The organism is Streptomyces pluripotens (genome assembly GCF_000802245.2).
Lineage (GTDB): Bacteria > Actinomycetota > Actinomycetes > Streptomycetales > Streptomycetaceae > Streptomyces > Streptomyces pluripotens.
Window position 1 is genome coordinate 1 of record NZ_CP021080.1, and the last position, 22,840, is coordinate 22,840.

At 70.0% G+C, this 22,840-nt stretch carries 21 protein-coding genes; 10 read left to right on the forward strand and 11 right to left on the reverse strand.

Annotation, left to right across the window (positions count from 1 at the left end; translation table 11 throughout):
- From LK06_RS00005 to LK06_RS00025, 5 genes are all read left to right on the forward strand, one after another.
- Nucleotides 1-798, forward strand: a 798-nt coding sequence (locus tag LK06_RS00005) for a thiamine pyrophosphate-dependent enzyme (protein ID WP_245080995.1), incomplete at its 5' end; no start/stop codon positions are given.
- Nucleotides 770-1,423, forward strand: coding sequence for a hypothetical protein (locus LK06_RS00010; protein WP_039657281.1), 654 nt, complete (start codon nucleotides 770-772; stop codon nucleotides 1,421-1,423). The genes LK06_RS00005 and LK06_RS00010, both read left to right, overlap by 29 nt.
- On the forward strand, nucleotides 1,420-2,439 hold the full coding sequence (locus LK06_RS00015; RefSeq protein ID WP_039657280.1) for a ketoacyl-ACP synthase III family protein: 1,020 nt from the start codon (nucleotides 1,420-1,422) through the stop codon (nucleotides 2,437-2,439). Before LK06_RS00010 ends, LK06_RS00015 begins: the two co-directional genes overlap by 4 nt.
- Nucleotides 2,440-2,442: 3 nt before the next feature.
- Nucleotides 2,443-3,462, forward strand: a complete 1,020-nt coding sequence (locus LK06_RS00020; RefSeq protein ID WP_052270287.1) for a histidinol-phosphate transaminase — start codon at nucleotides 2,443-2,445, stop codon at nucleotides 3,460-3,462.
- A 302-nt stretch (nucleotides 3,463-3,764) separates the two neighbouring features.
- Entirely contained in the window at nucleotides 3,765-5,006 is a 1,242-nt protein-coding gene (locus LK06_RS00025; protein ID WP_052270286.1) for an MFS transporter, read from the forward strand.
- A 302-nt stretch (nucleotides 5,007-5,308) separates the two neighbouring features.
- Here LK06_RS00025 and LK06_RS00030 read toward each other — a convergent pair whose 3' ends face one another.
- The 7 genes from LK06_RS00030 to LK06_RS00060 all read right to left on the reverse strand — a co-directional run bounded on the left by LK06_RS00030 (nucleotide 5,309) and on the right by LK06_RS00060 (nucleotide 11,479).
- Complete coding sequence (locus LK06_RS00030) at nucleotides 5,309-5,491, reverse strand: hypothetical protein (RefSeq protein WP_039657278.1); 183 nt, start codon at nucleotides 5,489-5,491, stop codon at nucleotides 5,309-5,311.
- Nucleotides 5,492-5,632: 141 nt separating this feature from the next.
- Nucleotides 5,633-6,586 (reverse strand): alpha/beta fold hydrolase, encoded by a 954-nt coding sequence (locus LK06_RS00035; protein WP_078858812.1) that lies wholly within the window; start codon nucleotides 6,584-6,586, stop codon nucleotides 5,633-5,635.
- Complete coding sequence (locus LK06_RS00040) at nucleotides 6,583-7,716, reverse strand: branched-chain amino acid ABC transporter permease (protein WP_039657277.1); 1,134 nt, start codon at nucleotides 7,714-7,716, stop codon at nucleotides 6,583-6,585. The genes LK06_RS00035 and LK06_RS00040 overlap by 4 nt, the downstream gene beginning before the upstream one ends.
- Nucleotides 7,713-8,600 carry a branched-chain amino acid ABC transporter permease gene (locus LK06_RS00045; protein WP_039657275.1) on the reverse strand — a complete coding sequence of 296 codons (888 nt, stop codon included), beginning with the start codon at nucleotides 8,598-8,600 and terminating at the stop codon, nucleotides 7,713-7,715. Before LK06_RS00045 ends, LK06_RS00040 begins: the two co-directional genes overlap by 4 nt.
- Nucleotides 8,600-9,412, reverse strand: a complete 813-nt coding sequence (locus tag LK06_RS00050) for an ABC transporter ATP-binding protein (RefSeq protein ID WP_052270303.1) — start codon at nucleotides 9,410-9,412, stop codon at nucleotides 8,600-8,602. Before LK06_RS00050 ends, LK06_RS00045 begins: the two co-directional genes overlap by 1 nt.
- Before the next feature lie 2 nt (nucleotides 9,413-9,414).
- Nucleotides 9,415-10,236, reverse strand: a complete 822-nt coding sequence (locus tag LK06_RS00055) for an ABC transporter ATP-binding protein (RefSeq protein ID WP_078858813.1) — start codon at nucleotides 10,234-10,236, stop codon at nucleotides 9,415-9,417.
- A gap of 4 nt (nucleotides 10,237-10,240) precedes the next feature.
- Nucleotides 10,241-11,479, reverse strand: a complete 1,239-nt coding sequence (locus LK06_RS00060) for a substrate-binding domain-containing protein (protein WP_039657273.1) — start codon at nucleotides 11,477-11,479, stop codon at nucleotides 10,241-10,243.
- A 620-nt stretch (nucleotides 11,480-12,099) separates the two neighbouring features.
- Here LK06_RS00060 and LK06_RS00065 point away from each other — a divergent pair.
- Nucleotides 12,100-12,456, forward strand: coding sequence for a PRC-barrel domain-containing protein (locus LK06_RS00065; protein ID WP_039657271.1), 357 nt, complete (start codon nucleotides 12,100-12,102; stop codon nucleotides 12,454-12,456).
- A gap of 87 nt (nucleotides 12,457-12,543) precedes the next feature.
- The gene (locus tag LK06_RS33595; protein ID WP_159025256.1) at nucleotides 12,544-12,741 is read left to right on the forward strand and encodes a hypothetical protein; all 198 of its coding nucleotides are present in this window, start codon (nucleotides 12,544-12,546) and stop codon (nucleotides 12,739-12,741) included.
- Nucleotides 12,742-12,881: 140 nt separating this feature from the next.
- Here the strand turns inward: LK06_RS33595 and LK06_RS00070 are convergent, their stop codons facing one another.
- Nucleotides 12,882-13,298 carry a MerR family transcriptional regulator gene (locus LK06_RS00070; RefSeq protein ID WP_039657269.1) on the reverse strand — a complete coding sequence of 139 codons (417 nt, stop codon included), beginning with the start codon at nucleotides 13,296-13,298 and terminating at the stop codon, nucleotides 12,882-12,884.
- A gap of 432 nt (nucleotides 13,299-13,730) precedes the next feature.
- On the opposite strand from LK06_RS00070, the gene LK06_RS00075 reads away from it, so the two are divergent.
- Complete coding sequence (locus LK06_RS00075; protein WP_039657353.1) at nucleotides 13,731-15,224, forward strand: SulP family inorganic anion transporter; 1,494 nt, start codon at nucleotides 13,731-13,733, stop codon at nucleotides 15,222-15,224.
- A 191-nt stretch (nucleotides 15,225-15,415) separates the two neighbouring features.
- Nucleotides 15,416-15,814, forward strand: a complete 399-nt coding sequence (locus LK06_RS00080; protein WP_039657268.1) for an ACT domain-containing protein — start codon at nucleotides 15,416-15,418, stop codon at nucleotides 15,812-15,814.
- 36 nt (nucleotides 15,815-15,850) lie between these two features.
- Here LK06_RS00080 and LK06_RS00085 read toward each other — a convergent pair whose 3' ends face one another.
- Nucleotides 15,851-16,132 carry a hypothetical protein gene (locus tag LK06_RS00085; RefSeq protein WP_052318899.1) on the reverse strand — a complete coding sequence of 94 codons (282 nt, stop codon included), beginning with the start codon at nucleotides 16,130-16,132 and terminating at the stop codon, nucleotides 15,851-15,853.
- A gap of 490 nt (nucleotides 16,133-16,622) precedes the next feature.
- A complete protein-coding gene (locus LK06_RS00090) occupies nucleotides 16,623-18,116 on the reverse strand; it encodes a long-chain-fatty-acid--CoA ligase (RefSeq protein ID WP_039657266.1) in 1,494 nt (497 codons plus the stop codon).
- Between the two features lie 159 nt (nucleotides 18,117-18,275).
- Here LK06_RS00090 and LK06_RS00095 point away from each other — a divergent pair, with 159 nt between their 5' ends.
- Nucleotides 18,276-19,442, forward strand: a complete 1,167-nt coding sequence (locus LK06_RS00095) for a PucR family transcriptional regulator (protein ID WP_234367301.1) — start codon at nucleotides 18,276-18,278, stop codon at nucleotides 19,440-19,442.
- 402 nt (nucleotides 19,443-19,844) lie between these two features.
- On the opposite strand, the gene LK06_RS00100 is transcribed toward LK06_RS00095, so the two are convergent.
- The gene (locus LK06_RS00100) at nucleotides 19,845-22,040 is read right to left on the reverse strand and encodes an MMPL family transporter (protein WP_043433319.1); all 2,196 of its coding nucleotides are present in this window, start codon (nucleotides 22,038-22,040) and stop codon (nucleotides 19,845-19,847) included.
- Nucleotides 22,041-22,840: the final 800 nt, after the last annotated feature.

Sequence of the window (22,840 nt, forward strand, 5' to 3'; positions counted from 1 at the left end):
GTCTGCCTCGGTCCCGAACCGCCGTTCGTTGCAGGCTCCGCACTGGGTGGGAACCTGCGGGAGGCGCTGCGCGTGGTAGCCGCCCGACTGCCGTCGTCCCCACGTCCGTGCCCGCCGCACGCTGGCCCGCTTCCCACGCGCATGGCGGGACCGCTCTTCCGGGGCAGCGAGCGAACCGTCCCGCACGCCCAGGCGGTCGCCGCGGTGGAGGCGGCGCTCCCCGAGGACGCACTCGTCTTCGTGGACGCAGGCAACGCGGGGGCCAGTGCGGTCCATCTCCTCCCGGCACCACGTCACGGCCGCTTCATAGTGGCGGTCGGTATGGGCGGGATGGGCTACACCTTCGGCGCCGGCATCGGCGCCGCACTCGCCACCGGCCGACGTACCTACGTCCTCGCCGGCGACGGGGCCTTCTTCATGCACGGGATGGAAGTGCACACCGCCGTGGAATACGACGCGCCCGTGACGTTCGTGATCTTCAACAACAACGCCCACGCGATGTGCGTGCTGCGGGAGGAGTTCTTCCAGGGCGGCGTCCGCAACGACGACCTGTTCTTACGGACGGACCTCGCCGCCGGAGTGGCCGCGGCCTTCCCCTCCCTGAAGGCCACGGGAGCCACGGACGGTGCGCAACTGCGCACGGCGTTGTTGCACAGCAGTACGGGCGGCGGTCCGGCATTCGTCGCAGTGGCCTGCGACCCACGGGAGATCCCCCCGTTTCGCCCCTTCCAGTCCCACACCGAAACCAACGAGAGCAAGGAGGGTTCAGATGAGCGAGGAGTCGTCCAGGTTGGCTGACGTCCCCGGTCTGGTCCGGATCGAGAACGCAGGCAAGGAGGAACTGACCGCCCACTGCATGGAACTCACCCACGCCGTGTACCCCCACGATCAGGTCTACGGGCAGTACTGCACCATCCACGAATACGTCGACTGCCCTCCGGAACAGGCCTACGACTACCTGCGCCGGGGGCACCATCTGGAGGAGTGGACCTGTAGCCTGCGGGACTTCGCGCCCACCGGCACGCCCGGGCTGTGGGTCGGACACGACCGGTTGGAGGACGACACCAGGATCTACTGCAAGGTGGTCGCGAACCCCGAGGCCATGACCGTGGACTTCCACTGTTCCTGGGACCAGGGCGAGCACTTGTGGATGATCTACCTGATGCGTGTCGTCCCGGCTCAGCTGGTTCTCGACAAACCGGGTTCGGTGATCACCTGGACCAACTGCCGGCACCCCTACTACGACGACAACCCGCACCCCGGCTTGGCCCCCCGCCCGGACCGGCCCTGGGTGGGCGACTACTGGGACCTGTTCTACGCAGGGCACACCGTGGAGATGCGCAACCTCAAGGCCATCCTGGAACACCGCCACCACAACGGTCTGGAGGTCGGTTCGGCTCCGGCGAGGGCGGTGGCACAGTGACCACGGTCAGCCTCACCGACGTCGCGAGCTACCTGCCCGGCGAGCCGGTCCCCGCCGAGTTCTACACGGACTTCCCGGGAGCCGAGGACAAGCTCCGCAACCACCCCATGTTCCGCGTCCCGCCGTTACGACACCACGTGGCCAGGGACGAGACCAACGCGGACATGGTCGAGCGCGCCGTACAACCCCTGATCGACCGGCACGGCGGGGAAGAGATCCGCGGCGTCGATGTGCTGTTGGTGCACAGCCAGTTGCCGGACCTACCGTTCGTGGGTGCGGGAACCGAGGTGGCACGCCGGCTGGGCCTCAACCCGGAGTGGCTCATCGACGTGGCCAACGCGGGCTGCGCGTCCTTCGTGTACATGCTGAAGTTGGCCCGGCAGATCCTCACCTCCACCGATGCGAAGACCGCGCTGATATGCAACGCGCAAAGCGCCGCCGGACAATGGTTCACCCAATCCGAGGTGCGCAAACTCGCCCAGGCGGCGATCCCGGGCGACGGGTGCGGTGTGGGGTACGTGACGACGTCGGCCCACTCACCGGTACTCGACGTGGAGACCCGGCACATCGGCGCGTACGCCGGTGACATGACCGTGGCGGTCGACGACGGTCGCAAGTACTGGGAGCCGGGAGACTCCCAGCTCCGGATCGGGTTCACCGACGCCAGCGTCGCCAAAGTGCTGGCACGCGGGAACCGTCTCGTCCCCGAGGTGGTCACGGAGCTGTGCCGACGGATCGGCGTGGCGAGCACCGACATCGACGCCCTCATCACCAACCAGCCCAACCGCACCTTTCTGCGCAACTGGCGAGAGGCGCTGCAACTGCCTGCCGAACGGCACCTGCACACGTTCGACGCCTACGGGAACCTGTTCGGAGCGGCGATCCCGGTCACCTTGGACAGCGCGGTCAGTTCCCGGCAGGTGAAGGACGGCGACCTGCTGGTACTCGGGGGATTCGCCCACGCGGGCGACTTCGCCGGTGCCGTCGCCGTCCGCTGGCACGGCGGACGGGACTGACCCATGGACCTGCCCGTGCTGCACCAACTTGCCCTGAACGAAAGCCCGTATCCCCCACTGCCCTCGGTGCGCGAGGCGATGCATCGGGCTGTCGCGCAGGCCCACCGCTACCCGCAGTTCCACCCAGACGACCTCACCGAGCGGATCGCCTCGTGGTGCCAGGTGACGCCCGACCGCGTCGCGGTCGGCAGTGGATCGGTCGGCGTGGCCCTGCAGTTGCTCCATGCTGTGGTCCAGCCCGGCGACGCAGTGGTCTACGCCTGGCGTACGTTCGACGCCTACCCGCTCCTGGCCGCCATGGCCAGAGCTCACCCCGTGCCCGTACCCCTGTCGCCGGACGGGCACCAGGATCTGAGTGCCCTGCTCGCGGCGCTCGACCACCGCACCCGCGTCGTGGTGTTGTGCAATCCACACAACCCCACTGGAAGCCTGATCACCGCGGACGCGCTGTCGGCGTTCCTGCGTCATGTGCCCCGGCACGTCACCGTACTCCTCGATGAGGCGTACATGGAGTTCGCCCGCGACCCCGACCTGCCGGACACGCTCGCACTCCTGGACGCCTACCCCAACCTGCTGGTCCTGCGCACCTTCTCCAAGGCCTACGGCCTCGCCGCGCTGCGGGTCGGCTACGGTCTCGGCGCCTGTGACCTGGTGGAGCAGATCCGTCGGCAACAACTGCCCTTCGGTATCAACGCGGTGGCGACGGCGGCGGTGAAGGCTTCGCTGCGGGCCGGAAGCGAACTGCGCCTGCGCGTGGACAGCGTCGTCGCCGAACGCGAACGGCTCCGGCGTGAACTGCTCTCCCTCGGTTGGCGCGTACGCCCCAGCCAGACCAATTCCGTCTGGCTCGCCGCGCCCGACCCGGTCGACGAGGGTTCCGTAGCGCTCACCGACGCCGGTGTCCAGGCGCGCCACTACCCCGGCGAGGGAATCCGGCTCACCGTCGGCGACCGGAACGCCAACGACACGGTGCTGGCCGCGCTGGCGGGAGCGCGCGGGCACCGGTGTGCCTCACGGAGGTGAGGCACACCCCGGCGGCCGGACGGCGGGCAGACCACCGGGGCCGCGCTGGCCGCGCCTGAGGGGACAAGGGCCCGCGCGACCAGCGGGCCGAGAACAACCGTGCTCTGTGCCAGGCCCTTTGGGTGCGCGGTACACACTTGGCGCGCAAGGCGGACGTGGCTTACCTTCGCTGTGAACCACACAGGTGGACAACACAGCGGACATGCTGGTCGCAGGGTTCTTCAGGAGGCGCGCGCCCGCACCGCCGCCTCCTGATCAGCCGCTGTCACCGATGCCCCTCGCCTCGCCCGGAAGGAAGCGGCATGAAGCCCGCTGGCACCCAGCCGCCGGCTCCCGGCACACCCGCGCGGACTCCGTCCCCCGCCCTGACGGCGTGGCGGTTCGTGATGGTCTTCGGTGTGGTCAGCCTGCTGATGGACTTCGTCTACGAAGGCGCCCGCTCCGTCACCGGGCCACTGCTCGCCCACCTCGGCGCCTCCGCGGCCGTGGTCGGAATCGTCACCGGAGCCGGTGAGGCCGCCGCGCTCGGACTACGGCTGGTCTCCGGTCCGCTGGCCGACCGCTCCGGGCGCTTCTGGGCGTGGACGGTCGCCGGATACGCACTGACCGCCGCCGCCGTGCCCCTGCTCGGCCTGGCCGGCGCCCTGTGGGCGGCCTGCACGCTGGTGGTCACCGAACGGGTGGGCAAGGCGGTGCGTTCCCCCGCCAAGGACACCCTGCTCTCCCACGCCACCGCCGCCACCGGACGCGGTCGCGGCTTCGCCGTGCACGAGGCGATGGATCAGATCGGCGCCCTGCTCGGCCCACTCACCGTGGCGGGCGTCCTCGCCCTGACCGGCGACGACTACGCCCCGGCGCTCGGCGTACTGGCCCTGCCCGGAGTCGCCGCCCTCGCCCTGCTGCTGCGGCTGCGCGCCAAGGTGGTCGACCCCGCCGCGTACGAGACCACCGCCGGCGAACCCACCGGCAAGGGCTCAGGCCCCGGGCAAACCGGTCGTCCCCGGCTGCCCCGTGCCTTCTGGGTGTACGCGGCCTTCACCGCCGCCACCCTGCTCGGCTTCGCCACCTTCGGAGTGCTCTCCTACCACCTGGTCGCCCGCCACCTCATCCCCACCGCCACCGTGCCCGTGCTGTACGCCGCCGCGATGGCCGCCGACGCCCTCGCCGCCCTGGCCACCGGCTGGCTCTACGATCACCTCGGCGCCCGCGTCCTCGTCGTCCTGCCGGTGCTGTCCGCTGCCGTTCCGCTGCTGGCGTTCACCGACACCGTGTGGATCGTCGTCCTCGGCGCGCTCGTCTGGGGCGCCGCGGTCGGCGTGCAGGAATCCACTCTGCGGGCCACCGTCGCCGACCTGGTTCCCATGGGCCGCCGGGCCACCGCCTACGGCATCTTCGCCGGCATCATGGGCGCCGCCGCGATGGCGGGCGGCGCCCTGACCGGAATCCTCTACGACGTCTCGATTCCCACCCTGATCACGGTGGTGGTCACCGTCCAGGCCGCCTCCCTGGTCCTGTTGTGGGCCACCCGGGCACAGCGGGCTTAACGCGCCGCGGCCCCCTGCCGCAGACACCGCGGTGAGCACCACCGCGGGCGACCGGGCGACCGCACCTCGCCACGGCGGCGCCGACGGTCAGAGCTCGCAAAGGCCGAGCTGACCACCGAAGCGGCGCTGCGCGCGCGAAGCACACAGCGCCAGGACCCGCGCCTGGAGGGGGCGCCGACCGCCCTCTGCGGCATCAACGGTGATCCGCAGCGCTGCACCATCGCGACGGCGTACTGCACTCCCTCAAGATTCCGGTGGAGCAGGGCAGCAGCCGGCGGCCTACGAACTCGTTCCGCTCGCGGTCACCTACCGCCGACTCCGCCTATGGGGAGTTGCGGCGCCGTCGGGATGTAGTGGTGGGCGAGACCTGCGTCCCGGTTGTGGTGGTTGCGGTGCGCTTCGGCGTGGCTGTACTTCTCGACGCGTCGGCGGCCGGAGACCACGTCCCGGAGGAGAGCCGCGGCTCGGGTGAGAGAGATCTGCATGTGTGTTCCCCCTGGTGCACTTGTTCCTGCCCTCCAGTGTGCGGCTGCCACCCGGGGGATACACATGGATTGAGCGGAATTTGAGCTTGGTCTGGGACGATGCCGTTGTCGGGGATTGCGGGAATCCCCGACAGCGACGACTCAGTTCCCGGCCGGTACGACGCCTGCCGCGGCCAGCAGGTGGTGTGCCACGACCCGGGCGCCGTCGTCCCCTGCGACGATCGTGTAGTGGTTGGTTCCGGGTACAAAACGTGGCTGGACCCGCTCGTGGTTGAGGCCGGCTGCGCAGAGTCTCTGCTCGTCGTACAGGCCCTGCGGCTCGTCCATCAGGCCGCGCTCCGCCCACAGGAGTACGGCCGGCAGGGGCAGCCGGTGCACGGCGCCCGCCACCACCTCGCCGAGCTGGTCGGCACCGTCGGCCCGGACCGCTTCGATCCGGCACGAGGAGTGCAGCTCCGGCTCCTGCCCCACCAAGTCGCGCTGTATGTAGGCGTCCACCCACGGCGACCAGGCACCGGCGAAGGCCGGGTGCTGTCGCCAGAAGGCACGGTAGGCGTCCCGGTCGGGAAAAGTCATCGACAGACGGCGCATGGCCGGCCCGAGCACAGCACTGATCAGTTCGTCGGGCTCCAGGTGGGTCGGGACGGGAAAGGCCACGCCCCCGTCGACCAGCAGCAAGGCGGAGAGCAAGTCCGGGTGGCGCACGGCGGTCAGGGCAGCGGCGAAGGCACCCATGGAGTGGCCGGTCAGCACCACCCGACCGAGATCCAGCGCGTCCGCCAGGGCACCCATGTCGTCGGCGTGCGCTGCGACGCCGTACGGACCGGGGAGGTGCCCGCTGCGGCCCCGGCCGCGCAGGTCGGGCGCCACCAGGGTGACCCGGCCGGCCAGGTGGTGGGCGACCCGGGCCCAAGCCAGGCCGTTGGCGGTGATGCCGTGCAGTGCCAGCACCACCGGTGCGTCCGGGGCCACGGCCGGCCAGCGCAGCACGGCCAGTTCCCCGCCGGGCACCACAACCCTGAGTTCCTCGTGCGCAGGCGCGTCCGTGCTGTCCTGACGGTCCGTCGTGTGATCGTTCTGCGAGGTACGGCTCATGGCTGGAGGGCCTCCTTGCGGTCAGTGGTGGGGCGGGAGGTGCGCAGGGCACGCAGCCGTGCCGGCATGCGTGCCACGCCGCCGGGCAGCAGGTAGATCACCGCGACGAACAGCGCGCCGAGCAGGAACAGCGGCTGGGAGAGCGGCACCCGCACCGCAGCGGGCAGGCCGGCGACCACTCCGGAACCGGCGAAGTCGCCGAGACGGTGGTCGGCCCAGGTGTAGAGGATGCCGCCGGCCATGGGTCCCCAGCGGGTGCCGGAGCCGCCCAACACCACCATCACCAGCAAGGACAGGGTGAAGTCGGAGGTGGTGGTCTGCGGGGTGGCGCCACCGGTCAGCAGAAGGTGGACCGTGCCGCCGAGCGCGGCCAGGAAGCCGGCGAGGACGAAGGCGATCAGTTTGAAGCCGTACGGGCGCAGCCCCAGCACTTCGACCCGGCGTTCGTTCTCCTTGATGCCCTCCCAGACCCGGCCGACGGGCGAGCGGACCGCCCAGTGGACGGCGACCAGCACGACGCCCAGGTAGGCCAGGGCGATCCAGTACAGGTTGGCGGTGTGTCCGATGCCGACCAGCCAGGAGGGCAGCTGGTCGGCGGGAACGGCCTTGCCCTCCTCGCCGCCGGTGATGCCGCCCGGGTCACGCTGCACCAGGATCGACCCGGCCTGCGCGAAGGCGAGGGTCACCATGGAGAAGCCGATGCCGCTCACCCGCAGGCTGACCGCGCCGAGCAGGATGGACAGCAGCAGCCCGGCGAGCAGACCGAGCAGTGCGCAGACGCCGAGCGACTGCCCCGTGCGCAGCAGGACGGTGTTGGTGACGTAGGCGCCGGCGGCGAAGTAGAGCGCATGGCCGAACGACAACAGGCCGGTACGGCCGAGCAGCAGGTCATAGCCGGTGGCCAGGCCGCCGAAGAGCAGGCAGAGGGCGAGCAGTTGGAGGTTTCCGGGGCTGCCGATGGGACCGTCCAGCAGGCCTGGCAGGGGCAGCGCGCTAAACGGGGCCGTGCACAGTGCCACCAGGAGCAGGGCCGGCCACCAGCGGCTGGCTCGACGCAGCCGCCGGGCGCGGGTGGTGAGGGGGGAGTCCGCCGCGCGGGCTCCCCCGCGCGGCTGGGTGACGGTGGTCATGTGGGTCTCCCGGTGAGGCCACGCGGCCGGACCAGCAGCAAAGCCGCGAGCAGGACGACGACGGCGAGATCGCCGAGTCCGGTGGTGGTGTAGTAGTTGGCGAACTGCTGGACGAGACCCACAGCGGCTGCGGCCAGCGCGGCGCCGGTGAGCGAGCCCATGCCTCCCGTGACGACGACCACGAAGGCGAAAATCAGCAGTGAGGTGCCCTGTCGGGGGTCGACGGAGCCGAAGTAGAGGCCGCCGATCGCGCCGCCGAGGGCCGCTGCGGCTCCGCCGAGGGCGAAGACCAGGGTGAACGCCCTGCGTACATCGATACCGAGCGCGGTGACCATGGCCCGGTCCTCGACACCCGCGCGGACGACCAGTCCGTACCGGGTGCGGCTGAGGAATGCCCTCAGTGCGGCGAACACCACCAGCGCGGCAGCAATCAGCACCAAGCGGTTGAACGGCACTTCGGCGCCCAGCAGGTCGAAGACACCGGACAGCGCCCTGGGACCGGGGAAGGGCCGGGCGTCGGCGCCCCAGATCGCGGACAGCAGCGCCGGGACGGCCAGGCCCACGCCGACCGTGGCGAGGATCTGATCTCGGGGGCGGGCGTACAGCGGGCGGATGACGGCCAGTTCGAGCAGCACCGCGGCCATCGTGCCGACGGCGGTGCCGAAGACGACCGCGAGGGCGAAGCCCGCGCCGCCGGGGCCGGCACCGGGCAGCCGGCCGGAGGCGGCCCACCAGGTGGCGTACGCGCCGATGGACATGAGGGCGCCGTGGGCGAAGTTGAGCACGTCCATCAGGCCGAAGATCAGCGACAGGCCCGAGGCCACCAGGAAGTACAGCGCGCCCAGGCCGAGCCCAGTGAGGGTGAGCAGCACGACGGTGGACATCAGGCATCCGTCTCCGCGGTCGGGGCGGCACGACGTGCCGCCGAGTGGGTGGCGGGCCGTGCCGTCGAGTGGGCTGCCGGCCCGGTGGAGGGGGTCCCGGTGCCGCCGTGCCCGACGCCGAGGAGCCGACGGCAGGCGTCGGAGTCGGCGAGCAGTTCGCCCGCGGGACCGCGGTGCGCGGTACGGCCGTCGGCGAGCACGGCGCAGTGCCGAGCGAGGCGGCGTACCACGGCAAGGTTCTGCTCGACCAGCAGGACCGGCACCGCCTCGGCGGCGCGCTCCAGTACTCGGGCGACCTCGGTGACCACCTTGGGCGCCAGGCCCTTGGTGGGTTCGTCGGCGATGATCAACTGGTTGCCGTTGAGGAGCGTGCGGGCGATGGCGACCATCTGCTGCTGACCTCCGGACAGGGTGCCGGCGGCCTGCCGGGCGCGCCGTTTGAGCTCGGGAAACAGTTCGTGTACCAGGTCGTATGCCGGTTCGCCGGCCCCGGGCCGCTCGGCCAGCCGCAGGTTCTCGGCCACGCTGAGGGTGGTGAAGACTCCGCGGTCCTCCGGGACATAGCCCACTCCGCGGCGGACCAGGGCGTGGGTGGGGAGCCTCGTGGTCTCCTCTCCGCGCAGCAGGACGCTGCCGGTGCGCGGGAGGAGCCCGAGGATTCCGCGCACGGTGGTGGTCTTGCCTGCGCCGTTGCGCCCCAGCAGTGCGGTGGTGCCGACGGCAGCCACCTCCAAGTCGACGCCGTGCAGGATGTGTTGACCCCCGATTTCGACCCGCAGATCGCGCACGGCCAGCACGGGCGCCGGGGTGATGCTCACAGCTCCTCCCCCAGGTATGCCTGCTGCACGGTGGCGTCGGCCATCACGGCCTGCGGGGTGTCCAGGGCCAGTAGTGTCCCGTGGTGCATCACGGCGAGCCGGTCGGCCAGGCCCATCAGCACGTCCATGTGGTGCTCGACCATCAGCACGGTGCGGCCCTCCTCGCGGTGCAGGGAGCGAATGAGCTCGGTCAGTGCAGGTACTTCCTCGGCGCTCACGCCGGCCATCGGCTCGTCCAGCAGCATCAGCCTGGGCTCGCCGACCAGCAGCACGGCGAGTTCCAGCTTCCGCTTCTCCCCGTGGGAGAGGGCGTCTGCGGTGGTGTCAGCGCGGTGTCCGAGCCCGGTGCGGGCCAGCACCCGCGTGACCTGGTGCGCGTAGGTGTCAGCGCGACGCCAGAGCCGGTGCGAGCCGCCGCTCGCGGCCTGGGCCGCCAGCCGTACATGTTCGGCCACCGTCATGCCGGGCCACAGGCTGGAGGACTGGAAGGTGCGCCCGAGGCCACGCCGGGACCGTGCGTACGCGGCTTCTGCGGTGATGTCGGTGCCGTCGAGTTCGATCACGCCCCGGGAGGCCCGGTTGATGCCGCTGACCAGATTGAACAGGGAGGTCTTGCCCGCACCGTTGGGTCCGATGAAAGCCAGGAACTCGCCTTCGCGGACGCCGAGGGACACTGAGTCGACGATGGTCGCACCGCCGACCGTCCAACCGATGTCACGCAGCCGCAGGACGGGCTGCCCAGAGGCGCGGGCCTTCCCGGCGACCCCGCTCACCGGGGCTGCCGCTGCGCTCGACCGGCTCGTGTTCGAGAAGGTCATACGCTCAGCCCGCCGCCGTCTTCACCGGCGGGGCGACCGCCGTCATCGGGATGCTGTTGATCAGCTCGGGCTCGGCGGCGGCGCCGGCGCCCTTGAGTCGTGCCGTGAACATCGGCTGCAGCAGGGCGTGGTCCGCGGCGCGGATCTGCTCCCTGCCCTTGGGCCCGTGGAAGCTCCAGCCCTCCAACGCCTTGGCCATGGCGGAAGTGTCGGTGGCACTGCCGGACTCGATGGCGTGCACGATCATCTGCGCGGCGGTGAAGCCGTCGGGGCTGAACAGGTCGGGGGTGCCGCCGGCCCTGGTGATGCCGTCGAGCATTGCTTTCTCCACCGGGTTGCCACCGCCGGCGCCGGGGAAGTAGTGGGCGAGGAAAGAGACCTTCGAGCCGGCCGCACCAAAGACCGGGTACGAAGCGGTGCCGGCCAGGCCGGTGACGACCTTGCTGGAGTCGAGGACACCCTGCTGGTCCAGGGCGGTCCACAGCGCGGGGGCGGTGGCACCGGCCCAGGCGACGAACACCAGGTCCGGTCTGCCGGCCTTCACCTGGCGGGCGAAGGGTGTGAGGTCGGTGGTGCTTGGCGGGGCCAGTACGGAGCCAACGTCCGCTCCCTTCTGACCGAGGACGGCTTTCACCGCGGCTACGTTGGCCTGTCCGAACGCGGAGTTCTGGGCGAGCACAGTGACCTTCTTGCCCCGGGCGTCGCCGAGCAGTGTGCCGGCGGTGCGGATGTCCTGGTAGGTCTGTCGGCCGGAGCGGAAGGTGTAGGTGTTGACGCCGGTGACCGCGTCGGTGGCGGCGGGTCCGCTGACGTACAGCACCTTGTTCTGAGCGGCCAGCGGCGCCATCTGCAGCGCCACTCCGGAGTCGGTGGTGCCGGCGAGGATCTTGCAGCCCTTGCCGATGAGTGCCTTGGCTGCGGCGACTGCCTTCGCCGGGTCGCCCGCGTCGTCCTCCTCGGTGACCTCGATCGGGTGACCGCCGGCCTTGTCCGTTCCGTGCGTGGCATAGGCCAAACCCGCTTTGAAGCCCTGCTCGTACTGTGTGCCGTATGCGGCGAGAGGGCCGCTGCGGGAGTAGACCAGGCCTATCTCGACGTGGGCCGACGCCTCGCCGCCGGAATCTGAGGATGCGGTTCCGGCGGTGCCCGCCGAGGAGCAACCCGCGGCCAGGGCACCGGCGGCGAGCAGGACGAGGGCGCGGACGGTTCCGCTTCTGATGGTGCCCATGGTGCTGGGACGCATGATGACCGGCTCCTGGTGGTGTGTCGTCGTCGTCCGCCGCGGGGCGCCGTTTCCCCTGGGAACGGCGGCCCGTACGGGCCGGGAGGCATCGCGGCGAGTGGTTGCCGGAACGATAGGAGCCCACCGCGGCCTACGGCATGTGTTCAACCACCGCTCCTGTGGGTGCAGTCATGGCATCGGAACACATGGCTGGGGGGTGTATCGCACCGGATGCGTGAGTACCGTCCGACCCCCGTCACGACCATCGCGGATCTCCTGGCCGCCGACGGCCCGGCGACGCCCGGATCCTGCTGGGCCGTCCGTCGGTGATCGACCGGCCCGGTGGGGTGCGCCGCTGTTCATGGGCAGCCGCACACCCCACCGCACAGGCCCCGGGACGCGAGGGCGTGTACGTGCCCTGCGGACGGGAGGATCACACCACGGCGCGGGGCTTTCGGACCGAGACCAAATAACCGAGAACACCGAGAACACCGAGAACACCGAGAACACTGAGAACACTGAGAACACTGAGAACGTCAAGAACACCGACAAACGGAGAAAAATCGCAATTCTGTGACATCACTGGCATACCGGGTAAGTGATGTTCCAACTAGTTGGAGTGCGGGACAGCGGAGGAAGCAGTGTTCGAAGCTCAGGACATCCGGCAGTGGCGAGGACACCCCGTGCACGGGGATGACGGCAACAAGATCGGCGAGCTAGAGGCGGTCTACGTCGACACCGTCACCGACCAGCCGTTCTTCGCCACCGTGAAGACGGGCATGCTGGGGCGTCAGCGGTTGGTGTTCGTCCCTCTGTCGGGCGCCACCGTCAGCCCCGGCAGCGTGCATGTGACCTTCGACAAGAAGCTCGTCAAGAACGCTCCCTCGATCGGCACCGACGGGGAGCTTCCGGCAACGGACGAGCCCGCGATCTTCGAACACTACGGCTTGCCGTACGAGGCGGGATCAGCTGGAGAACGACGGCTGGCCCGCCGCTGACGAGTTGCCGCGCGGGCACACGGGGCGGACTCGTCCACCAGTTCATGCCGCCTGTCATCACGGTGTCATCACGGCAGCTCACCGCCGATGAGCCGGGAAAGCGACGAAAAAATGCTGGCTGTCTTTCTTCTCCTCGTCATCGTGGCCATCATCCTGGCAGTGATCGGACTCACCGTCTCCGGCATGACCTTCCTGCTGGCCATCGGCATCATCGTCTTCCTCGCCGACGTGCTTCTGCTGGGGATCTCCCTCGGGCGGCGCAGAGGCAGGCGGCCCTTGCGCTGACGAGCGAGCGCAGACCGACGGCGGTCCGGACGCAGCGCCGCCGCGACCGGGTCATCACCGTTGTCCGGACCGCCTCCGTGACGCGTCGTCCACTCGGCGGCCCCGGAGCGGGCCCGGGCGTCGCCGCACGGCTGAGAGGGTCACCGCATCGCGCCGAGCGGGGCTTGCCGAGCGAGGCGCGCACGGAGGGTGTCCGCGAACTCTTCCGCTCGGGTGAGCTGTGTGCGCAGGTCCTCCACGCGTTGCTCGACGGCCTGCTCGAAGCCGCGGATCCGCTCCAGCAGTTCCTCCCGCTCCGCTGGCGACAGCTCCTCCCTCGCATCGAGCCGGTCCGTCGCGCCGAGCAGGGCGCGCATCTCGTCGAGGGTGAAGCCGAGCGGCTTCATACGGCGGATGACCATCAGCCGGGCGACATCGGCCTCGGTGTAGAGGCGGAAGCCACCCTGCGATCGGGCGGAGGGCATGACGAGGCCGGTGTCCTCGTAGTGCCGGATGGTGCGCAGCGACAGCTCGGTCCGTGCGGCGACCTCGCCGATCTGCATGTGCTCGCTGCTCACTGCGGGTGCCTTCCTCGTCTCTCCCGGCAATCGGCCGCAGGCGGCCACGCCGATCTCTACCCTAACGTTAGGGTAGAGTTGCCTTGGTTCCAGGGAGGCCGTCCACCGTACCCGTGTCCGCGGTGCGGAACAGCCGTCCCGTGACCGTCAGCCGTGTCGGGGCCGACGATGCCCCCGGCGAAGACCGATGTCCGCAGGAGAGAGCGTGCGTGTGTCCGTGATGCCTAACGCCGCTGTCTGCCCGCCGTGACCCTTCGCCCCCGTGCAGTGCCCGATGACCCCGGCACCTGCGCTGCTGCCCACTGACTTCGGTCCGCCGCTCGCGGACTTCGTGGACGGGCGCCCCGGCCCCTCCACGTCCTCTCGCACGCCCGTCCTGAGACCGGGCGTGCCCGAGCACGACAGGTTCTCTTCGTCTTGTCTTCCTCCATACTGTCCCCGACCGCCTTGCTACGCGGCTCCCGCCGTCCATCGTGGTTGTCCGATCCGAAGGTGCTGCGCACGGAAGTGCTAGCTGGCCTGGTCGTCGCCCTGGCGCTGATCCCGGAGGCGATCTCCTTCTCGGTCATCGCCGGGGTCGACCCGGCGATCGGCCTGTTCAGCTCGTTCACCATGGCCGTGACCATCGCGATCGTCGGCGGCCGGCCGGCCATGATCTCCGCTGCCACCGGCGCCGTCGCCCTGGTCGTCGCACCGCTCAACCTCAAGCACGGTTTCGGCTACCTGGTCGCGTGCGTCATCCTCGCCGGCATCTTCCAGATCGTCCTCGGCGCCCTCGGTGTCGCCAAGCTGATGCGGTTCGTCCCCCGCAGCGTGATGGTCGGCTTCGTCAACTCCCTCGCCATCCTGATCTTCATGGCACAGGTGCCGCAGCTCACCCATGTGCCCTGGGCGGTCTATCCACTGCTGGCCGCCGGGCTGGCGCTGATGGTGTACTTCCCGAAGATCACCAAGGTGGTTCCGGCGCCGCTGGTGTCCATCGCCATCCTCACCACCATCACGATCGGGGCCGGCATCGCGGTGCCCACCGTGGGCGACAAGGGCGCACTGCCGTCCTCCCTCCCCGTACCCGGGCTGCCGGACGTGCCGTTCACTCTGGACACCCTGACGACCGTCGCCCCGTACGCACTCGCCATGGCGTTGGTGGGCCTCATGGAGTCGCTGATGACCGCGAAGCTGGTCGACGACATCACTGACACCCGCTCCTCCAAGACCCGTGAGTCCGTCGGCCAGGGCATCGCCAACATCGTCACCGGATTCTTCGGGGGCATGGGCGGCTGTGCCATGATCGGCCAGACGATGATCAACGTAAGGGTGTCCGGCGCCCGCACCCGACTGTCCACTTTCCTCGCCGGATCGTTCCTGATGGTCCTGTGCATCGCCTTCGGGTCGGTCGTCTCCGACATCCCCATGGCCGCGCTGGTCGCGGTGATGGTCATGGTGTCCTTCGCGACCTTCGACTGGCACTCCATCGCACCGAAGACGCTCAGGCGGATGCCGACCGGGGAGATCACCGTCATGGTGATCACCGTGGCCGTCGTGGTCGCGACCCACAACCTCGCCATCGGTGTCGTCGCCGGCTCGATCACGGCAATGGTCATCTTCGCCAAGCGTGTCGCCCACCTCGCCGAGGTCACCGCCGTCACCGACCCCGACCACGCCACCGTCGTCTACCGGGTGACGGGCGAACTGTTCTTCGCCTCGTCCAACGACCTCGTCGGCCAGTTCGCCTATGCGACCGACCCGGACAAGGTCGTCATAGACCTGTCCGCCGCCCACATCTGGGACGCTTCCTCCGTCGCCGCCCTGGATGCCATCGAGACCAAGTACGCACAGCGCGGCAAGACCGTCGAAATCGTCGGCCTGAACGAGCGCAGTGCGCACATCCACGGAACGCTCAGCGGGGAACTCGCCGGCAGTCACTGAGGGTGTACGCACCAAGAGGCCGCGGAACAGGCACCTTTCCGCGGCCTCTTGCCGTTGGGGAGATGTCAGGCGGACGCTTCACCCGGCCCGGGTCGGAGCACGAAGGCCCGCGGCCCCCGTCCAGGACCACTCGTGGACCTCCGCTTCGACGTGCGCTCACACGCGGGGACGAGAGCCCCTAGTGTGGGTCCGTGACCGGCGAGACTGATCTGCACAGACTGCTCAGTGGCATGCGTCCGGAGCTGAACCCGGGCCGCTACGTCTTCACCGTGGCCGAGGGCGGCCTGCCCTCAGGCCTCACTCCCGTCGTGATGGTCGCCGAGCAGGAAGGCCTGACCCTGGTGGTGCCCCAGGCGGAGGCGGACGCGGCGGGGATGGCGTACGACTACGTGGCCGGGTGGATCACCTTGCGCGTCCATTCGGCACTGGACGCGGTCGGGCTAACCGCCGAGGTCTCACGCGCCCTCGCCGACGCGGGCCTCAGCTGCAATGTCGTCGCCGGCTTCCACCACGACCACCTCTTCGTGCCCTACGAGCACGCCGCGCGGGCCGTGGACGTCCTTCGCCGGCTGGCCGGCAGCACATCCTGATCCGCCGGGAGTCGGCCGTCACGGTTCCCTGATCCCCTACCCGCTGCGACCACCGGTACCCGGCACCGCCCCAAGGGCCAGTCGGCCACCCGTGGCCACGGCCCTGAGCTCGTCCAACGCCTCCCGGGTCAACTGCGGCATCTCACGTTCCCCGGGCCCGGTGATCCACCGCTCGAAGCCGACCTTGAACACGGCGACCCCCACCTCGGCGGCCAGGCTCGCGGCCGGCTCCGCAACGCCGCGCCGACGCAGGGTCCCGGCCGGCGCGGCGAGTTTGATCAGCTCGCGCTCCTGCTGTTCCGGGTTTGCCGTGATCACGGCGTGCCCTCTTCCGTACGAAGGCGCGGCGATCGGCGAAGGCCTCGCAGACCACGTCGGGCCCCACTGCCAACGCATCGATCGGCGCCGCGGAACGCGGAGCGCCAGCGACCGCTCCCGCCGCGAGTTGCTGGGGTGGGAACCGACCCGCCCCGGCCTCCTCTCAGACCTCGACGAGGGCCGCTACTTCCACGCCCCTGCCGGCACCGACTGACCGACAGTCCAGGGCGGTCCGCGTGTAGTCCAATCCAGCCGCGCGGACAGTGTCCCTCGCAGGTCCCCAAGGCCGCCAGGCCTGGTTGCCCCGCCCCCACCTGGGCACCTCCACGACGCTCACCACATGGACCGGGCAGACGGCCGACGAACCGCGGTGCTGGATCCGGCCGGCCAGCAGGTCCATCGGCCCGGGCCCGAAGCCCGGGACGGCCTGGGCGCCGGCGGCCGTTCCGGGGGACAGGTGCGTGGCGCCCTACGGCACGACGCCGAGCCCTCAGGGGGTCGGGGCAGTGATCTCACGCTTGAGGATCTTGCCACTCGGCCCCGTCGGCAACGCGTCCGTCAGCCATATGCAGCGCGGATACTTATAGGCGGCGACCCGCTCCCGCACGAACTGCTGGAGTTCCCCGATGTCCGCCCGGGCTCCCGGCCGCAGCACGACGGCGGCCGCCACCTCCTCGCCGAGCCGCTCGTCCGGCACACCGAGCACGGCGGCGAGCGCGACGGCCGGGTGTTCGTGCAGGACCTCCTCGATCTCACGCGGGTAGACGTTGTACCCGCCGCGGATGATGAGGTCCTTCTTGCGGTCGACGATGTACAGGTAGCCGTCCTCGTCGCGGCGGGCCAGGTCACCGGTGCGCAGCCAGCCATCGGGGATCACGGCGGCGGTCTCCTCGGGCCGGTTCCAGTACCCCTTCATCAGGTTCGGGCCCCGCACGACCAGCTCCCCGACGTCGCCGGGTACGACGTCCCGGCCGTCGTCGTCGAGCAGTCGCACCTCCACGTCGCGGATGGGGGTGCCGATGGACCCGGGCTTGCGGGGGCGGTCGGGGTGGTTGAAGGAGACGACAGGACTGGTCTCGGACATGCCGAATCCTTCCAGCACCATGCAGCCGAAACGCCGTTCGAAACCGTGCAGGACTTCCACCGGCAGGGAGGCGCCGCCCGAGATGCACATGCGCAGGCTGGACAGGTCGGCCGCGGCGGCGTCCGGCTGCTGGAGCAGTGCGGCGTACATCGTGGGCACGCCTTCGAACACGGTGGCCCGGTCACGGGCGATGGCATCCAGTACGGTCCGCGGCTCGAAGCGCGGTACGAGGGTGAGCGACGCGCCACTGCGCACCGCGACGTTCATCGTGCAGGTCTGCCCGAAGATGTGGAACAGCGGCAGGCAGCCGACGATCACGTCCTGCGACGTCATCCGCTGGACTTCGGCGACATTGACCTCGGTGTTGTGGCGGAGCCCGGCGTGCGTGAGCGCGGCACCTTTGGGACGACCGGTCGTGCCCGAGGTGTAGAGCAGCACGGCGATGTCGTCCCCAGCGGTCGCGACGACCTCCGGCAGCGGCTCCACACACGCCAGCCCGGCAGCGAAGGCGGCAGGTTCGACCGCCAGACGGCGCACTCCGGCGGCAGCGGCGCCGGCGGCCCCTTCGCCCGGCGCCGCATGCCACTCGAAGAGCACCGCGGCACCGGAGTCCCGCAGGTGGAACTCGGTCTCGCGCTCCTTCAGCAGCGGGTTCATCGGCACCACGACCCCGCCGGCCCGCAGGACGCCGTAGTACAGGACGACGAACTCGGGCACGTTCGGGAGCATCAGCGCGACCCGGTCGCCGGCCCGTATGCCCTCGGTGCGCAGCAATGTGGCGGCCTGCGCGCTGAGCCGGTCCAACTCGGCGTAGCTGGTGACCGCCGTCCCCAGCCGCAGCGCCGGCTGTCCCGGCAGCGTACGCGCCGTGTCCGCCAGGAATTCCGCCAGGTTGGCCATGGTGCCTCCTTGCACGCGTGCTCTCGGCGCTCACGAAGTCCCCTCGTCAACGCTCACGGCATGGTGGCGTGCATGCTCACGGCCGTCCATGGTGACGCGGACAGCCCGGGCACACCAGGGTTGTTCCTGGAACCAAACAGGCCGTCGTACGCTGCGGGTATGGGTCTGTCGAATGTGGGCGCGGCCTTGCGCACGCGCCTTCCCGAGCTGGGCCGGCGGATGGCCGAACGCATACGTGTCGAGGTCGACTCGTACGCGGACGAAGCGCTCATCCCCTTCACATCCCTCAGGGAGTCCTGCGAGGGCAACGCGGATCTGCTGCTCGCGCGCTTCGCCTTCGGAGCCAGTCCCGATGTGGGAGCCGCGCAGCAGACCGGGCGGCTGAGGGCCGAGCAGGGCGTGCCGCTGACGGACACCCTGCACGCCTACCGGGTCGGTTTCGAGTTCCTGTGGTCGGAGATGGTCGACGAGGCGCGCAGGCACCCGGACGTCACGGACTCGGAACTGGTGGCCGGGTCCTCGGAGATCTGGTCCCTGTTCGGCCGCTACGCGGAAGCCGTGGCCGCTGCCTACCGGGAAGCCAGCGCGGAACTGGCACTGCGCCGTGAGGCGCGCCGCTCGGCACTGGCCGAGGCCCTCTTCACCGGGGCGCTCGCGGACCGTACGACGCCACGGGAGGCGGCCCGGCAACTCGGCTTGCCGGAGCGTGGCCCGTACACGGTGGTGGCCGCCTCCGTGCCAGATCCGGGCCAGGAGCCCTTGCCCGGTATCGAAACGGCACTGCAGCGGGCCGGTGTGCCCTCGGTCTGGCGGCTGCTGCCGGACCAGCAGATCGGTCTCGTCGCGCTCGCACACCACGACGCGGAGACGGTGGGTCTGCGGGAGCTGCGCCGGCGGCGGACCCGGGTCGGTGTCAGTCCCCGGTTCGACACCCTGCGCGACACGCCCCAGGCACTGCGCTTCGCCCGCCTGGCGCTGGCCGGGCTGCCCGGCGACGGGCCGGGCGTCAGCCGCTTCGACGACAACCCGCTGGCCATGCTGGTCGCCGCGGCCCCGGCGGAGGCCAGTCGCCTGGTCGAGGTCTCCCTGGGGCCGCTCCTCGAACTCCCCGCGCCGGAACGCGCGCGCCTGCTGCGTACGCTCGGGCAGTGGTTCGCTTCCGGTGGAGTGGCCGCCGAGACCGCGCAACGGCTCTTCGTCCACCCGAACACCGTGCGCTACCGTCTGCGCCGCATCGAGGAACTGACGGGACGTTCACTCTCCGACCCGACCTCGCTGGCCGATCTCGGCGCCGCGCTGTACGCCCTGCGCCTGCTGCCCCGCTGAGGACCTCGGGCGCCCGCCCGCCGCCGCGCGGTGCGGGTGGTCTCCGGTGCGCCCGACCGGCTGGCGACGAGCCGGAGGGAACAGGAGCGGCACAGGACGTGGTGCGAGCGCCGCGCGGTGGTCTGGGACCGGTGCAGCCGGCCAGCCGTCTGCTGGGTCCCTCGGGGCACCGGCCGGCATGGGTGCCGCTGGCACACACGGGGACGTTGTGCGGAGCGTGTGTTCGACGGTCATGGCGCAGGCCGACGGCGGGCACGGGCCTGAAGCGGCGTGCCGACCGGCTGCCCCGGACCGGGCGGGTGATCCGGTCCGGAAATGTGGGGGAGGAAGCCCGTCCTGGTGCGGCAGCCGGGAGTTCCGCCGACCGTACGAAGGCGCGGAACTCCCCCCTTGACCTTGCCGCTAGCCGCGCGGGCCCGCCGGATCGTGGGCGACCGGGTCGCGATCGCCACTACCGTGGACCGTTCCTGAGCCGCCGGTATCCGTACCCTGGCCGAGCGCATCCCGTGCCGCCCGGTCGGCGTGCCCCGGCCACCAGGCGGCGTGGCCGATCAGCGCGGTGAGGCTCGGCGTGAAGAACATCGCCATCACGAACGCGGCGACGGCGATACCGAAGGAGACGGCGAAACCCATCTCCGTGAGCAGCGCGTTGCCCGCCAGCATCATCGTGGCGAAGGTCGCCGCCAGGATGAAGCCGGCTGCGGCCACGGTCGGCCCGGCGTGCCGGAGTGCCATGCCCGCCGCCTCCCGCGGCTCGCGACCCTCACGGGCCTCCTCACGGAGCCGGGCAATCATGAGGATGTTGTAGTCGGTGCCGATGGCGACCACGAAGAGATACATGATCACCGGGAGCATGAACATCAGGCCCGAGTGTTCCTGCCCCTCCTGGAAGATCCACACGGTGGCGCCGAGGGTGGCACCGAAACCGAGGCCGACCGATGCGATCAGGTACCAAGGGGCAACCACACTGCGCAGCAGTAGTCCCAGGATGACCATGATCAGGACGGCCGCGACGGGGAAGACCGTCCGGTAGTCGTGGTTGACCGCCGTGTCGATGTCCTTGTAGATGGAGGACATGCCGCCGACGAGGGCCTCAGTGCCGTCGGGAGCCTCTGAGTGGGCGACGTGGCGCACCCGCTCCACCGTGTCGATCGCTTTGTCCGTCGACGCCTCGTACTTGAGCGTGACGGTGATGTCCGCGGTGGTGCCGTTCTTGTTCGTCCGGGTCATCCGGGCACTGGCAACACCGTCCACGGAACCGAGTTTCTTCACGTAGGCGCCGAAGACGGCCGTGTCCAGCGGCTTGCCGTCGGTGCGGGACACATAGACGTCAGTGGGTGCGGCGGCGCCGGCCGAGTACGCCTTCTGCATCTCGTCCTGGACGACCATGGACTCCTTGGTCTTGGGCATGGAGCCCGACGCCAGGTCGAACGTGGCGTTGAAACCGAGGGTGCCGAGCGACAGCACGATCAGGACGAGGCCGGACGCCCCGGCGGTCAGTGCCGGGCGACGCTGTACGCCGCGGCCGAGGGCGGCGAACCGGGCGTTCTTCGGCTCCTTCTGCCAGGACTTGGACGGCCAGAACACCTTCGGTCCGATGAGGGAGACCACGGCCGGGACCAGGGTCAGGCCTGCCATCAGGGTGGCGGCGACCGCAATGGCGAGCGCCGGGCCCATCTGCCTGAGGAAGCCGAGCGTGGACAGAGCCAACGCGAGGAAGGCGATGACGACTGCTCCGGCGGCCGATGCGATGGCCTCGCCGACCCGGTCGACCGCGTTGACCATGGCCTGCTTGGGTTCGTCGCCGGCGCGCAGCCGTTCGCGGTAGCGGAATATCAGGAAGAGGAAGTAGTCCGTCCCCACGCCGAACAGCACGACGATCAGTATCGAGGAGATCGAGCTGTTGGCTTGGAGGCCGAACAGCTTGGTGGCGTAGGCAATCAGGCCGTTGGCGACGGCGGACACCAGACCGATCAGGACCAGTGGGAGTACGGCCAGGATCGGCGCCCGAAAAATGATCAGCAGGGTCACCAGAATGATCGCAAAAGTGCCAATGCCGATCAGGGTCTGACCGCGCTTGGAGGAGTCCTGTTGGTCGAGGGCCTGCGCGGCGGAGCCGCCGAGCTTGACGTCGAGGTGCGTGCCTCTTGCCAGTTGCTTGACGTTCTCGCGCAACGCTTTGGCCGCATCGGCCTGTTTGGGCTGGCCGGCGTTCTTGCTGTCCATCTGCACCAGGGTCAGGGCGTACCTGCCGTCCTCGGACGACGGGCCGGGGACCACCTTCTGGACCTGGTCGATGTGCTTGCCGCCCAATTCGGAGGTGATCCTGGCGACGTCCTTCTTGTCGGCGGCGGTCAGTTCGCCACCGTCGGTGCGCTGGTACAGCGCGATCGCCGACGGGGTGAAAGCACCGGGGAACGCCTTCTCTTGAAGAGTCGCCGCTTTGATCGACTCGTAGCTCTTGGGCAGGAAACTGCTCTCGTCGCTGTTCGAGGGCAGGCTCGGGGCAGTCGCGACGATCGCCACCGCGGCGATCAGCCATGCGACGATCGTCCACACGGGATGTCGGACTACAGCGTTGCCTAACGGTCGGAACATGCGGAAGGTCCTCCCTGGTACAGGAAGATCACCGCAACCCGGGGAGCGGTCCCTGGCATCGGCGACCCCGACCGGCCCGCATCGAAGGGGCCGGTCGAACGGTTGTCTTGATCTCACATCGTAGTGACAGGCATCGAGCCTCTGGCAATCGACTTTTCCTGTCGGTTCACCAGTGGCTTTTCTCCAACCGGGAGTTCGAGGCCGGTTGCGTCACGATCCGGGAACCGAACCCCCGTTCCTCCAGCTCCGGCAAAGCGCAGGCCGGCCTGTCGTACCCCGTCGAGGGCCGCCCGTCTCAGTGCGGCGTCGCGTACTGCGCGGACCGGAAGGCGAAGAAGGCAGCGGCCGCCAAGACAACGCCGCTGCTGTTCCCGCCGCTCCGCGATCCGCGAGCGGGTCGCAACCCACCGGCATTCCCGAAGCAAAGAGCGAACCGGCACCGGGCCGGCCGGCCCTCGTCAAGATCCGCGAAGGCGTCATCGGCCCGGGGAGTCAGGAAGACCGAAGCCGTGGAGTGGAGTCGTGGAGTGGAGTCGTGGAGTGGAGTCGTGGAGTGGAGTCGTCGTGGTGCGGTCTCCTCGCATGTGCCACCGGACAAGGGCCGATCGGCCCTGGCGGTCTGCTGATCGACATGATGTGCTGGTCATGGCGGGAAGGGCCCGTTGGAGACGCGGAGAAGCGGCGTTACGCCGTGCACCGCGCAATCCGGATCCGCGAGAAGCGGGTGGCGTCCTTCCCGCCCCGCATTACGCAGGCGGCCTCACACGGCGCACTCCGTCCCCGGTACGCCGGCCCGAACC

Excerpts from the sequence above, each read along its gene's own strand:
- LK06_RS00010 (WP_039657281.1), top strand. The coding sequence starts at position 770 with ATGAGCGAGGAGTCGTCCAGGTTGGCTGACGTCCCCGGTCTGGTCCGG.
- LK06_RS00020 (WP_052270287.1), top strand. The coding sequence starts at position 2,443 with ATGGACCTGCCCGTGCTGCACCAACTTGCCCTGAACGAAAGCCCGTAT.
- LK06_RS00025 (WP_052270286.1), top strand. The coding sequence starts at position 3,765 with ATGAAGCCCGCTGGCACCCAGCCGCCGGCTCCCGGCACACCCGCGCGG.
- LK06_RS00030 (WP_039657278.1), bottom strand. The coding sequence starts at position 5,491 with ATGCAGATCTCTCTCACCCGAGCCGCGGCTCTCCTCCGGGACGTGGTC.
- LK06_RS00035 (WP_078858812.1), bottom strand. The coding sequence starts at position 6,586 with ATGAGCCGTACCTCGCAGAACGATCACACGACGGACCGTCAGGACAGC.
- LK06_RS00040 (WP_039657277.1), bottom strand. The coding sequence starts at position 7,716 with ATGACCACCGTCACCCAGCCGCGCGGGGGAGCCCGCGCGGCGGACTCC.
- LK06_RS00045 (WP_039657275.1), bottom strand. The coding sequence starts at position 8,600 with ATGTCCACCGTCGTGCTGCTCACCCTCACTGGGCTCGGCCTGGGCGCG.
- LK06_RS00055 (WP_078858813.1), bottom strand. The coding sequence starts at position 10,236 with ATGACCTTCTCGAACACGAGCCGGTCGAGCGCAGCGGCAGCCCCGGTG.
- LK06_RS00060 (WP_039657273.1), bottom strand. The coding sequence starts at position 11,479 with ATGCGTCCCAGCACCATGGGCACCATCAGAAGCGGAACCGTCCGCGCC.
- LK06_RS33595 (WP_159025256.1), top strand. The coding sequence starts at position 12,544 with ATGAGCCGGGAAAGCGACGAAAAAATGCTGGCTGTCTTTCTTCTCCTC.
- LK06_RS00090 (WP_039657266.1), bottom strand. The coding sequence starts at position 18,116 with ATGGCCAACCTGGCGGAATTCCTGGCGGACACGGCGCGTACGCTGCCG.
- LK06_RS00095 (WP_234367301.1), top strand. The coding sequence starts at position 18,276 with ATGGGTCTGTCGAATGTGGGCGCGGCCTTGCGCACGCGCCTTCCCGAG.
- LK06_RS00100 (WP_043433319.1), bottom strand. The coding sequence starts at position 22,040 with ATGTTCCGACCGTTAGGCAACGCTGTAGTCCGACATCCCGTGTGGACG.